The 11,612-nt window shown below is 57.9% G+C and carries 12 protein-coding genes; 6 read left to right on the top strand and 6 right to left on the bottom strand.

Annotation, left to right across the window (positions count from 1 at the left end; translation table 11 throughout):
- Window positions 1-45: 45 nt before the first annotated feature.
- Window positions 46-504, top strand: a complete 459-nt coding sequence (locus ACR0B5_RS03360; protein ID WP_170466831.1) for an SspB family protein — start codon at window positions 46-48, stop codon at window positions 502-504.
- A 29-nt stretch (window positions 505-533) separates the two neighbouring features.
- Here the strand turns inward: ACR0B5_RS03360 and ACR0B5_RS03355 are convergent, their stop codons facing one another.
- On the bottom strand, window positions 534-1,049 hold the full coding sequence (locus ACR0B5_RS03355) for a hypothetical protein (RefSeq protein WP_480538733.1): 516 nt from the start codon (window positions 1,047-1,049) through the stop codon (window positions 534-536).
- A 241-nt stretch (window positions 1,050-1,290) separates the two neighbouring features.
- Here ACR0B5_RS03355 and fumC point away from each other — a divergent pair, with 241 nt between their 5' ends.
- The 4 genes from fumC to ACR0B5_RS03335 are packed head-to-tail and all read left to right on the top strand — an operon-like array spanning window position 1,291 to window position 3,740.
- Complete coding sequence (gene fumC, locus ACR0B5_RS03350; protein WP_480538413.1) at window positions 1,291-2,685, top strand: class II fumarate hydratase; 1,395 nt, start codon at window positions 1,291-1,293, stop codon at window positions 2,683-2,685.
- The gene (locus ACR0B5_RS03345; RefSeq protein WP_480538411.1) at window positions 2,685-2,861 is read left to right on the top strand and encodes a DUF4169 family protein; all 177 of its coding nucleotides are present in this window, start codon (window positions 2,685-2,687) and stop codon (window positions 2,859-2,861) included. The genes fumC and ACR0B5_RS03345 overlap by 1 nt, the downstream gene beginning before the upstream one ends.
- Window positions 2,858-3,079, top strand: a complete 222-nt coding sequence (locus tag ACR0B5_RS03340; protein WP_480538409.1) for a ribbon-helix-helix domain-containing protein — start codon at window positions 2,858-2,860, stop codon at window positions 3,077-3,079. The genes ACR0B5_RS03345 and ACR0B5_RS03340 overlap by 4 nt, the downstream gene beginning before the upstream one ends.
- A 58-nt stretch (window positions 3,080-3,137) precedes the next feature.
- The gene (locus tag ACR0B5_RS03335) at window positions 3,138-3,740 is read left to right on the top strand and encodes a DNA-3-methyladenine glycosylase I (protein ID WP_480538407.1); all 603 of its coding nucleotides are present in this window, start codon (window positions 3,138-3,140) and stop codon (window positions 3,738-3,740) included.
- 3 nt (window positions 3,741-3,743) lie between these two features.
- On the opposite strand, the gene ACR0B5_RS03330 is transcribed toward ACR0B5_RS03335, so the two are convergent.
- The 4 genes from ACR0B5_RS03330 to ACR0B5_RS03315 all read right to left on the bottom strand — a co-directional run bounded on the left by ACR0B5_RS03330 (window position 3,744) and on the right by ACR0B5_RS03315 (window position 8,049).
- Window positions 3,744-4,625, bottom strand: a complete 882-nt coding sequence (locus ACR0B5_RS03330; protein ID WP_480538405.1) for a fructose bisphosphate aldolase — start codon at window positions 4,623-4,625, stop codon at window positions 3,744-3,746.
- Between the two features lie 73 nt (window positions 4,626-4,698).
- Window positions 4,699-6,048 carry a cytochrome P450 gene (locus ACR0B5_RS03325; RefSeq protein WP_480538403.1) on the bottom strand — a complete coding sequence of 450 codons (1,350 nt, stop codon included), beginning with the start codon at window positions 6,046-6,048 and terminating at the stop codon, window positions 4,699-4,701.
- Window positions 6,045-7,241 carry a hypothetical protein gene (locus ACR0B5_RS03320; RefSeq protein WP_480538401.1) on the bottom strand — a complete coding sequence of 399 codons (1,197 nt, stop codon included), beginning with the start codon at window positions 7,239-7,241 and terminating at the stop codon, window positions 6,045-6,047. The genes ACR0B5_RS03325 and ACR0B5_RS03320 overlap by 4 nt, the downstream gene beginning before the upstream one ends.
- Window positions 7,242-7,296: 55 nt before the next feature.
- Complete coding sequence (locus tag ACR0B5_RS03315; protein WP_170458345.1) at window positions 7,297-8,049, bottom strand: cytochrome c biogenesis protein CcdA; 753 nt, start codon at window positions 8,047-8,049, stop codon at window positions 7,297-7,299.
- Between the two features lie 105 nt (window positions 8,050-8,154).
- Between ACR0B5_RS03315 and ACR0B5_RS03310 the strand changes: the two genes are divergently transcribed.
- Window positions 8,155-8,388, top strand: coding sequence for a sulfurtransferase TusA family protein (locus ACR0B5_RS03310; protein ID WP_170466812.1), 234 nt, complete (start codon window positions 8,155-8,157; stop codon window positions 8,386-8,388).
- 51 nt (window positions 8,389-8,439) lie between these two features.
- Here the strand turns inward: ACR0B5_RS03310 and ACR0B5_RS03305 are convergent, their stop codons facing one another.
- Window positions 8,440-11,280, bottom strand: coding sequence for an Rne/Rng family ribonuclease (locus tag ACR0B5_RS03305; protein WP_480538399.1), 2,841 nt, complete (start codon window positions 11,278-11,280; stop codon window positions 8,440-8,442).
- Window positions 11,281-11,612: the final 332 nt, after the last annotated feature.

The following is an 11,612-nucleotide window of genomic DNA, read 5'->3' as shown; positions in this document are numbered from 1 at the left end:
AGCTAAAACGCCTATGCTGGATGCAACCACTTTCGAGGATGACACATGTCGCAAGACATCGACTATGGAAACCTGATGCACACCGCCATGCGCGGGCTGATCAAAACCGTTCTGACCGGTGTCTCTGAAACCGGGCTACCAGGCGCGCACCATTTCTTCATCACGTTCGATACTCGAGAGGACGGCGTCGACATCGCGGACTGGCTGCGTGACCGCTATCCCGAAGAGATGACGATCGTGATGCAACATTGGTTCGAAAACCTCGAGGTCGGCGAAAACGGCTTTGCGATTACGTTGAACTTCGGCGATGCGCCGGAACCGCTCTACATCCCCTACACGGCCATCAAGACATTCGTGGACCCCTCCGTCGAATTCGGCCTGCGCTTTGAAGGCCCCGAGGATGACGACGCGGAAGAGGAATTCGTAGAAGAGACAATTGAGGTCGAAGAACCCGAGGTTCATCACGACGCCGACGTCGTCTCTTTAGACAGCTTCCGCAAGTAATCCATCAAGCCTCGCGCTCGTCGCGGGGTTTATTCTTTCTGCAAAAAGGTCTCGACCGCGCGGGATTTATTGCCGTTGATGAAGCGCGAGAAAGACAGATTCAGACCGCCCTCGGCCAGGGTGCGATCATATTGCTGCAACTCGTAGCCGCCCTGCGCATCAATAAACAGGGAAAACACGGTCATCGTGTCCCCTTCAATCCGGCCCCAGACAAAGGGTTCTCCTTTCATTGGGTCCAGAGGCACCTCATGGCCGAACACATTCCGTTGCATGGCTGCCGAAAACACATCGGGCCGGTCCGAGGGCACAAAGTCGACCGAGAATTTCTGTTGCTTGACCCGCCCGTCCAGCTTGTAGGTCGTTGTGGTCCAGCTGACATTGAACCCGTGGCGGGTCTCATGGATCGAAACGCTCATATCCCGAGGCGTTGCAGTTCCATCTACGTCGACAACATTGGCGGATCCGGTGTAGTCCCCGACGAAGGGCGTGATACTGGATGCGTTTGCCAGCGTGCCCAGCAGGACCAGCCCCATAGCCAACAACATGGTTTTCAACGGGATCATCCGAGCTGAGATTGGCATTTCATCCTCCACGATGGCCACACATATATTGTAGCTCAGCGGCAGGCGCGCACAATGGGGCTCGTGCGCGCGATTGGAACAATTTCACCCGCCTTGCGCCTATACCTTGGGTTTTGTTGAGTTTAAGCTGCGCGCAACTGGCCAATTGCGTTGCGGCGCTGCCTTGGCTAAACGGCATACAACTGCATACCAGACGGAGTACCCGATGTCTCAGACCCGCACCGAATCCGACAGCTTTGGCCCGCTCGAGGTTCCCGCTGACAAGTACTGGGGGGCGCAGACGCAGCGCTCGATCATGAACTTCCCCATCGGTTGGGAGAAGCAGCCCGTGGCCATCGTGCGCGCTCTAGGCGTGATCAAAAAAGCCTGTGCAATGGAGAACAAAGCGACCGGCAAGCTGGACGCTAAGATCGCCGACGCGATCATTCAGGCCGCTGGCGAGGTGATTGAGGGCAAGTTCGACGACAACTTCCCCCTTGTTGTGTGGCAGACCGGCTCGGGCACGCAGTCCAACATGAACTCGAATGAGGTGATCGCGAACCGTGCGATCGAGATTTTGGACGGCGTCATCGGCTCGAAAGACCCGGTTCACCCCAATGATCACTGCAACATGGGCCAATCGTCGAACGACACATTCCCGACTGCCATGCATATCGCCACTGCGGTCAGCGTGCGCGACGTGCTGCTACCCGGTCTGACCAAATTTGCCGAAACGCTTGAGAAAAAGGCGGCTGAATTCGCGGGCATCATCAAGATCGGACGCACCCACACGCAGGATGCGACTCCGCTGACGCTGGAACAGGAATTCGGAGCCTACGCCCATCAGATCCGGCAGGGCATTACCCGTGTTGAGGCTGCAATGCCTGGTATCTACGAGCTGGCGCAAGGTGGAACTGCCGTTGGAACCGGGTTGAACACCCATGGTGGATGGGACGAAGCCGTCGCCGCCAACATGGCTGAAATCACCGGCCTGCCCTTTGTAACCGCTCCGAACAAATTTGAAGCGCTTGCCGCACATGACGCCATGGTCTTCTTGTCCGGTGCATTGGCGACCATAGCCGGGTCTTGCTACAAGATCGCCAACGATATTCGCTTGCTAGGCTCAGGCCCCCGCTCGGGTCTGGGCGAGCTAATTCTGCCTGAAAACGAACCAGGGTCGTCTATCATGCCTGGTAAAGTGAACCCGACACAGGCTGAAGCCCTCACTCAGGTGGCCGCACATGTCATGGGCAATGATGCTGCGATTAAGTTTGCGGGCTCTCAGGGTCATTTCCAGCTGAATGTCTATAACCCTATGATGTCCTACAACCTTCTGCAGTCGATCCAACTGCTGGGCGATGCCACCGACAGCTTCACTGAACGGATGCTGTCGGGCATTCAAGCCAACGAACCGCGCATCGACAAGCTGATGAAGGAATCGCTTATGCTGGTGACCGCTCTGGCCCCGACCATCGGCTATGACAACGCCACCACGGTTGCCAAAACGGCGCACAAAAACGGAACGACCCTCAAGGAAGAGGCCATCGCGCTGGGCTTTGTCGATGAAAAAACCTTTGACGCCGTTGTGCGCCCCGAACAGATGATCGGCCCGAAAAACTGATGTGTAAGCCGGTCAATCTGAACCGGTATCGGAAAGAGAAAGCGCGGGCCGAAAAAAAGGCCCGCGCGGATCAGAATGCGGTCGCCTTCGGGCGCAGCAAGGCCGAAAAAGAGGTCGTGAAGCTGCAAAAGGACAAGCAGACCCGCGATCTGGACAATCACGAGCTGGATGAATGAGCGGCCCTCCGGTCAAACGCTCGCTGACCCTCAAGGGGCACCGGACGTCAGTTTCGCTTGAGGATGAGTTCTGGCGTGCGTTTCGCGATATTGCCGAAGAAAAACAACAACCCATCAATGCTTTGGCTGCAGACATTGATGTTGAACGCGACCCTGAAACGGGGTTGGCATCGGCCATTCGCGTTTTCGTTCTGAACTGGTACCGCGACAAGCTTTGACGCTTGTCAGAGCCTCAGCTTTGCGTGTAGCTTGAGTGAGAACAAAATAGGTACATTCATGAGCAAAACAGTTTTGGGTCCTGATGGCCTTGCCCGATGCGCGTGGTGTCAGGCGGCGCCTGAGTTCTTTGATTATCATGACAAAGAATGGGGTTACCCGGTGTCCGATGATCGACGATTGTTCGAAAAACTGTGTCTTGAGAGTTTTCAGTCCGGCCTCAGCTGGCGCACGATCCTGAACAAGCGTGAGAACTTTCGCCGGGCCTTTTGCGATTTTGATTTCAACAAGATGGGCGAGTTTTCTGAGGCAGATATCGAACGCCTTCTGCAAGATGCCGGTATCATCCGCCATCGCGGAAAGATCGAAGCCGTGATCAACAACGCCCGCCGCGCGCAGGAGTTGGTGGCGCAGGAGGGTTCCCTCGCGGCGTATGTCTGGCGGTATGAACCGACCTCACCGCCAGAGCCACAGACTGCCAGCACCTCAGCCGAGTCGGTGGCGATGTCGAAAGACCTGAAAAAGAGGGGCTGGAAATTTGTCGGCCCCACCACTGTTTTTGCTTTCATGCAGGCGATGGGGCTGATCAATGATCACGCGATAGGCTGCGTCAGCCGGGAAAAAGCGGCGCAAATGCGCCGCGATTTCATCAAACCGGTTTAGGCGTCAGGCCGACGCTTTAGAGATCTTGTCGATATTACTTCCAAGGGCGGCGTTGAATTCCGCGTCCGATTGCTGTTTCGCAAGCCCCTCGGTCAACGCGCGCGAGAAAGACGCGATCATCTTGCCGTTCTGACCCAGCAGATCACAGGCCTGCTCGGTCGAGTAACCACCTGACAAGGCCACGACACGTAGAACACGCGGGTGATCGGCCAATTCGTCAAAGAGGTTCGCGACGCTTGGGATGGTCAGCTTCAGCATGACCTCCTGCCCTTCGACCAGTTGGTCGAGGTTTTTCAGAATTTCGGCTTTTAGAATATCCTCGGCCTCGGCTTTGGTTTCCGAGTTGATGTTCACTTCAGGCTCGACAATCGGCACCATGCCAGCGTCGGTCACAACGCGGGCCACGTCGAATTGCTGGGCAACAACGGCGGCGATGCCTTCGGCGTTGGCTTCGTGGATAACCGAGCGTTCCTTGGTGCCAAACACGCCTTCCGTTTGGGCCAATGTCTCGGCCAGCCCCGGGATGGGCTTCATCATCTGCACACCGTTTGCAGTATCTTCCAGACCCTTGTCGATTTTCAGGAACGGAACGATCCCTTTTACGGACCATAGGTAATCGGCCACCTTGCGACCTTCGATCTCTTCGCCAAGGGTGCGTTCGAACAGGATCGCGCCGATCACCTTGTCCTTGGTGAAGTCATCCGCCAGGATGATCCGCGCGCGCATGTTCTGGATTTCGCCGAACATCTCCTCTTCCGAGGCGTATTGCGCGGCATCCACGCCGTAGAGCGCCAGAGCTTTCGGGGTTGATCCGCCGCTTTGATCCAGTGCTGCAATAAAGCCTGCTCCATCTGACATCTGCGCGCGCTGTTCTGCTTTGGACATAGTATTTTCCCGTTCAAGACTGATTCCGATTTCCTTCACCGCATACAGCACAGTTATGGGTGATGGTAGTTTGTTAGCGCTCAACCACGCGCAACCATATACCATCTTGCGATCTGACCGTCAGATGAGCCGCCGGAACGGGCGTTTTGTCCGGGATTGTTTCGAATCTGAAATGGCGCAGCAGTGTGGACAGGATCAGGGGCCCCTCGACCATCGCAAACCCGGCCCCAGGACAAACGCGAGGGCCTGTCGAGAAGGGAATGTAGGCTTCGCGTTGACAGGTTTTGCCGTTTTCCGTGCCCCAGCGATTGGGATCGAAACCATCCGGGTTGTCCCAAAGCCGCTCCTGCCGATGCAGATGCCACGGGCTGATCACGAACTGCGACCCTTTTGGAATGTCTCTGTTGCGAAACCTCTCGGGGCAACTGGCCTGCCGGACCATCATCGGCACCGGCGGATAGAGCCTCAGGGCCTCGCGGAACACATCCCGGCTGAGTTTCAGCTTGGACATCACCGCGAAAGACCGGTCCTCAAGCGCCTGCGCTTCCGAGACGAGTTTCTCTTGCCACTCGGGGTAGAGCGCCATCAGGTAGAGCGTCCAGGCCAGGGCCGAGGCGCTGGTTTCGTGTCCGGCCAGAAAGAAGATCGCAACCTGATCGATCATCTCCTCCGGTTCAAAACACTTGCCGGTGTCCGGGTCCGGTGTCGTCATGATCTTGGTTGCCAGATCATCGGGCGCACGATCCGCAGCAATCGCCGCAGCCCGATCTTTCGTAAGTTTGGCAATCAGGGAGCGGATCTCGCGCGCGGTTCCACGCGTCTTTCGCGAATGAAACCGGGGCAACCAACGTGGGAGAGGCACAAAGGCGGCGAGGTTCAACAAGGGCTGCTCGCGCTGATACACTCGGAACCTGTCAAATACCTGCGCGGCAATGTCGTGTTCGATGGGCACGGAAAACAGGGTTCGGAAAATCACGTCAGCGGCGGCATGGCTGGTGATCTGTTCGCACTCGACCTGCGTTCCCGTCAAAGGGCGCAGCCGATCCACACAAGCGTCAGCGGCGGCGAGCATGGCGGGGAACGTATCCTTCAAACGTCCGCCCTCAAAAGCGGGGTCAATGATACGGCGCTGGCGTTTCCAAACCGCGCCGTTGGTCAGAAATACAGAATCCCCCAGCAATGGCCGCAGCCCTTCGCTGATACGATCGGATTTCGGAAAATCATCCGGGCGTTTCTTGAGGACCTCATCCACCAAATCCGGTTGATTGATCATGTAGGACCGGAAAAACGGCGTGCGAAACTCGGCCATCCACGCGCGATAGAGGCGTTTAGGCTGCGCCGACAACAGGTCTTGCCGGAACAATTTCAGATAGCGCCAGAGAGAGACACGATCCGGGCGAGATTGCGGCTTGGGCGGCTTCATCGGCTCGTATCCGTGTATTTGGAAACCGGCGTCTCAATCCGGCTGTTCGACGGCGCGCGGTCTTTGAACCGTTCTGCCAATGTCAGAGGTCCCGCAGTGATGCGAAAATAGTCATAGGTTCCCGGTCGATCAAAGGCGCAGAGGTATTGAAAATGCAGCCGAAAGAACCTCCACCGCAGAGCTTTCCATCGCTCGGGCGACAGCGTCTGGGTGAAGGCAGCAGACAAGACCAGAGGCCATTTCTTGTCGGGACCCGCGACACCGCTGACGGCGACCGGATCACATAGGGCGAAAGAGCAGCCATCCCCCGGTGCTGAGACATCCACCCATGTCAAAGTCGCTTGCGTAGACAGGAATTGAAGGTCCGACCTGAGTTTCTGTGCCTTGGGCAGGAACGAGACCATCGGCACCACTTGCCCGAGTGTCAGAAACGACAATGCCGGCCCACTTGCCGCCTGTCTGCACAGCACATCCGCCAGAACAGAAACGCCAAGATGCGCACCCGAGCTATGGCCGACGACCAGAACCTCATCCACATCCGTCTTTAGCGCGGCCTCGATCAAATCCGCGAACTCCTTTAGACGGTGCTGGAGCTTGTCCGGTGTCTCCCCCTGCAATCGCGCGGAATATGCGTAGTCATGCATCAGGTAGTAGGCAAAAAGCCGATTGTCGATTTTGCGGAACCAGTGCAGCAAGCCATAGGCCAAAGCCAAACCCGGCAGCAGCCCCCACCATCCCGCAAGAGTGACCGCAAGGAACACAACAAAGACGGCGGAGAGAAGTTGCAGCAGCAGCATCCCCACCGGATAGAGCGCCGCTATCACCGGGCCCTTCCTGAGTTGCCGCAGCCGTTTTAACGTACCCGTTGAGATATAGGTCCATGCCGTCTGACCAAGCTGCCGATAGGTCGCCAGAATCGAGCCCGACATGCTGTCCTGAACGATATCGGACCAGACCAGAACCTCGATATCCGTTTGAACCTCAACCCCGTCCTGAACGGATGAAACATGCCAGCCAAATGGGCCATCGCCCGTCCTTGGCGCAAGCGCGACCTGATATCCCGAAATCTCAGCCTGCGCTTGCGACTCGGTCCGGTACAGCTCGCGATAGCGCCGCGCGGGGATCGGATCGTAGCCGGGAATGTAAAACACATGCCGCCTGCGCAGCTGTGGCTGATTTATCTGACTGCTCATGGCCTTACCTTCTGATGCGCAGGTTAACGCAGCATTGCGGCCAAGGTAAGGTGGATCAGCCCAGAACCGCCAGCGCCGGGAAGGTTTCCAGCAGCCACCAGCTGAATTCGGTGAAGAGGCCCGTGATCAGCATGATGCCCACGAACAGAAGAAGCCCGCCCATGACCTTCTCGATCGTGCCCATATAGGGTTTTATCCGGTTCATGACGCCCATCGAGCGATTCAGGAACATCGCAGCCAGCAGGAACGGGATGCCCAGACCCGCCGCATAGACACCCAGCAACAAAGTGCCGCGAGCGACCGATGCCTCAGATGCGGCCAGCGACAGGATTGCACCCAACTGAGGGCCAATACACGGCGTCCAGCCAAAGGCAAAAGCGAGACCCAGAATATAGGCGCCAAAGACCGTACCGCCGGAGTCTCCGGTTTCAACCCGCGCTTCGCGGTCAAGTAAAGGGATGCGGAACACGTTCAGGAAGTGCAGACCAAAGACAATCACCACCGCACCCGAGAGCTTGGCGAAAAGCACCTGATTTTTCAGAACAAACGCCCCGAAGGCTGAGGCGGTAAAGCCCAGCAGTAGGAACACGGTGGACAGACCCAGAACAAAGAACAAGGCAGTCAAAGTCGCCTTGCGCCGGGCGCGGGCCTGATCCTGCATTTCGTTGATGCTGACGCCGCTCATATACGCCAAGTATGGTGGCACGATCGGCAGCACACAGGGCGACAGAAAGCTGATCAAACCGCCGATCAGGGCGATGAACATAGCAGGCAGCAGACCCGCGTCGATGATATCTATTCCGAACATGTTTCAGCACATATGGTATGAAGACGGCTTCGTCACGGGGCTATTAAGTCACATCCTCGTGGTTGCGCGCTGGACACTGCGCCTTGGGCGAAATATCTGAGCCTTATGTCTAATCCTACTGAAACACTCGATGCCCTAGGTCTGCTGTGCCCTTTGCCCGTGTTGAAAGCGCGCAAAAGGTTGAAGTCTTTGCCCGGTGGCGCAGTGTTGCGCGTGCTGGCGGATGATCCTGCGGCAATTGTTGATGTCCCGCATTTCTGCGCGGAGAGCGGCCACACGCTGTTGTCGCAAGAGGAAGAGAACGGCCATCAGGTGTATCTGATCCAGAAAGCGGGCTAAGTCCCAAGCAATCAAAACGAAAAAGGCGGGCCTCAAGCCCGCCTTTTCATTTTAACTTCCCAGTGACCACCAACCGCGCCGTTTAGGCTTGGGCGGCTCTGCCGGTTGTTCCGGCTCTTCCGAAACCGTTTCCAGAACGGGTTCGGCTGGGGTTTCTTCCACTGCGGGTGCGGCTTCAACCTCGGCAACCTCTTCGACCGGAGCGGGCTCCTCAGTTGGTTGAGCTTCGACCGGTTCTTCTACTTCCACCGCGTCAGCGGGCTCTGCCGTTTCAACAACCCCAGCAGCTTCTTCGGCGTCTTGCGCCGGTTCCGGCGTGGCTTCTGCAACCTCAACGACGTCCGTAGGAGCCTCTTCCACCTGTTCCAACGCCGTCTCAGCCTCAGCAATCACATCGGCTGCTTCCACTGAAGCGACTTCCTCGGTCTGAGCCTCCTGTTCGGGGGCGTCCTGCGCTTCGGCTTCCACGTCTTTCTTCTTGCGACGCGGCGCACGGCGGCGCTTGGGCTTGGCGGGCTTTTCGTCCTCGTCCGATGCCTCAGCAGCGTCTTCCTTCTTAGCTTCGTCCGAGGAAACCTCCGCAGCAGTATCTTCAGCCGCTTCCGATGCCTCAGCTTCATGCTGATCGTTGCCGCCCTTCTTGCGGCGACGGCGACGACGCTTGCGCTTGGGCTTGGCTTCTTCTTCGGCCTGAACCGCTTCTTCTTCGGCCTCTTCCTCTTCGGTTGCGTCAACCAGATCCATCAGCGATGCATCGACGGAGACGACCGGAGCGGTCGCTTCGGGCACGATCCGGCTTGCCGTCTTGAACTTCTCCAGCGAGAAATCGGGGCTGACCAGATGCATGTCGCCTTCGACGCGCACGGACAGCCCGTAACGCGACTCGATCTGGGCGATATGTTCGCGTTTCTGGTTCATCAGGAAGTTGGCAATGCTGACCGGGCAGCGCACCAGAACTTCGCGAGAGCGACGGCGGGTGCCTTCCTCTTCGATCTGACGCAGGATTGACAGCGCCATGTTGTCGTCCGAGCGGATCAGACCGGTGCCATGACAGGCCGGGCATGGCTGAGTCGTCGCCTCAAGCATACCGGGGCGCAGGCGCTGGCGGCTCATCTCCAACAGGCCAAAGCCCGAAATGCGGCCCACCTGAATGCGCGCGCGGTCGGTTTTCAGCTTGTCCTTCAGGCGTTTTTCGACCGCAGTGTTGTTCTTGCGCTCGTCCATATCGATGAAGTCGATGACGATCAGACCGGCAAGGTCACGCAGACGCAACTGGCGCGCCACTTCCTCTGCGGCCTCAAGGTTGGTCTTGAGCGCGGTTTCCTCGATCGAGCCTTCTTTGGTCGCCCGGCCCGAGTTCACATCAATCGCCACCAGCGCCTCAGTCACACCGATCACGATATAGCCACCGGATTTCAGCTGTACGGTCGGGTTGAACATCCCGGCCAGATAGCTTTCCACCTGATAGCGCGCGAACAAAGGCAGCGCGTCCTCATACCGTTTCACGTTCTTGGCGTGAGAAGGCATGATCATCTTCATGAAGTCCTTGGCGATGCGGTAACCGCCCTCGCCTTCGACCAGAACCTCGTCGATGTCGCGGTTATAGAGGTCGCGGATCGACCGTTTGATCAGGTCGCCTTCCTCATAGATTTTGGCGGGCGCTATGGATTTCAGCGTCAGCTCGCGAATCTGCTCCCACATACGCTGCAGGTATTCATAGTCACGCTTGATCTCGGATTTCGTGCGTTTGGCACCCGCGGTCCGGATGATCAGGCCCGCGCCAGTTGGCACGTCGATCTCGGCTGCGATTTCCTTCAGCTTCTTGCGGTCGGGCGCATTGGTGATCTTGCGGCTGATGCCGCCGCCGCGTGCGGTGTTGGGCATCAGGACGCAGTAGCGACCGGCCAACGAAAGATAGGTGGTCAGCGCGGCACCCTTGTTGCCCCGCTCTTCCTTGACGACCTGCACCAGCAGAACCTGGCGCACTTTGATCACTTCCTGGATCTTGTATCGACGCGGGCGCGGCTTGCGCGGAGGACGGATATCCTCGCTGTCGTCTTCGTCAGCGACCGATTCAATCGAATCATCCTTGGCGGTCGCATCAGCTTTTTTCTCTTCGTCGTCTGAGTCGTCACCTTCGGCAGGCTCTGTCTCAGTGGTTTCTGCCTCAGGCTCAGCCTGCGTGGCTTCCTCAGAGTCAGCCTCGGCTTCTTCCGCTTCAGCTGAAGGCTGGTCTTCCGCCTCGGTTTCAGCCTGCCCCTCAGAGGTCGCCTCAACGGTTTCGACCTCAACAGCCTCAACCTCTGCAGTCTCTTCCGCAGCAGCCGGAGCGTCAGTAGCCTCAGACGCTTCATCCCCAGCAGGTTCTTCTACCGGCGTCTCCGCGACGGTCTCCATTGGAGAGGTCCCCTCGGGCACAGCCAGATCATCATTCTCTTCGCTGTCGTCGAGATCAATGGTCTCCATACCCGTCGGCTCGGACGAGACATCCAAGGTCTCGACCGGGTCGTTCGACTTGACGTCCGCTGCCTTGCTGCGCGACCGCGAGCGGCGTTTCTTGGGTTTGGGTTCCTCGGCCTCATCACGCGCCTTCATCGCCTCGGCATAGGCGCGCTCTTCCTCCATCAGCGCCTCACGATCGGCGACGGGGATCTGATAATAGTCGGGGTGAATTTCAGAAAACGCCAGGAAACCATGGCGATTGCCGCCATAGTCCACGAACGCCGCCTGCAGAGACGGTTCGACCCGGGTAACTTTTGCTAGATAGATATTGCCAGCAAGCTGGCGTTTGTTTTCGGATTCAAAATCGAACTCCTCGACCTTGTTTCCGTCAACCACCACAACCCGAGTTTCCTCGGCGTGGGTGGCATCGATAAGCATTTTCTTAGCCATGTGTCCTTGATGCACCGCGCCAAACGCGTTGTCCTGACCCATCCAGGCGGACAGGCACTTTTGGGGAGGTGTCTTGTACGGGCGATATCAGACGGCGCGCGGCAGGGTCTGGCGCTGTGGCCCCCTGCCCGGTCTCTCAAACGTTGCGCGCGCGTCATCGCGGTTCTTCTCCGACAGGCGCGATCTTGGTCGCTGCCTGCCCATTTATTCCTTTCGCCCAGAATTTTCCGGGCTCAGGCACTCCATTGCCCCGATGGGGGCACAATCGGCCTGCCGTGCCGTGAAAGATCGATCATCACATGCGGCACAGCAGCGAAACTCAAAAAAGCGGG

It is taken from the genome of Ruegeria sp. AG1, assembly GCF_056541705.1.
The sequence above is the reverse complement of the archived record's forward strand: the minus strand, read 5'-3'. Positions and strand labels throughout refer to the sequence as shown.

Excerpts from the sequence above, each read along its gene's own strand:
- ACR0B5_RS03335 (WP_480538407.1), top strand. The coding sequence starts at position 3,138 with ATGAGCAAAACAGTTTTGGGTCCTGATGGCCTTGCCCGATGCGCGTGG.
- ACR0B5_RS03315 (WP_170458345.1), bottom strand. The coding sequence starts at position 8,049 with ATGTTCGGAATAGATATCATCGACGCGGGTCTGCTGCCTGCTATGTTC.
- fumC (WP_480538413.1), top strand. The coding sequence starts at position 1,291 with ATGTCTCAGACCCGCACCGAATCCGACAGCTTTGGCCCGCTCGAGGTT.
- ACR0B5_RS03340 (WP_480538409.1), top strand. The coding sequence starts at position 2,858 with ATGAGCGGCCCTCCGGTCAAACGCTCGCTGACCCTCAAGGGGCACCGG.
- ACR0B5_RS03305 (WP_480538399.1), bottom strand. The coding sequence starts at position 11,280 with ATGGCTAAGAAAATGCTTATCGATGCCACCCACGCCGAGGAAACTCGG.
- ACR0B5_RS03310 (WP_170466812.1), top strand. The coding sequence starts at position 8,155 with ATGTCTAATCCTACTGAAACACTCGATGCCCTAGGTCTGCTGTGCCCT.
- ACR0B5_RS03325 (WP_480538403.1), bottom strand. The coding sequence starts at position 6,048 with ATGAAGCCGCCCAAGCCGCAATCTCGCCCGGATCGTGTCTCTCTCTGG.
- ACR0B5_RS03360 (WP_170466831.1), top strand. The coding sequence starts at position 46 with ATGTCGCAAGACATCGACTATGGAAACCTGATGCACACCGCCATGCGC.
- ACR0B5_RS03320 (WP_480538401.1), bottom strand. The coding sequence starts at position 7,241 with ATGAGCAGTCAGATAAATCAGCCACAGCTGCGCAGGCGGCATGTGTTT.
- ACR0B5_RS03345 (WP_480538411.1), top strand. The coding sequence starts at position 2,685 with ATGTGTAAGCCGGTCAATCTGAACCGGTATCGGAAAGAGAAAGCGCGG.
- ACR0B5_RS03330 (WP_480538405.1), bottom strand. The coding sequence starts at position 4,625 with ATGTCCAAAGCAGAACAGCGCGCGCAGATGTCAGATGGAGCAGGCTTT.
- ACR0B5_RS03355 (WP_480538733.1), bottom strand. The coding sequence starts at position 1,049 with ATGTTGTTGGCTATGGGGCTGGTCCTGCTGGGCACGCTGGCAAACGCA.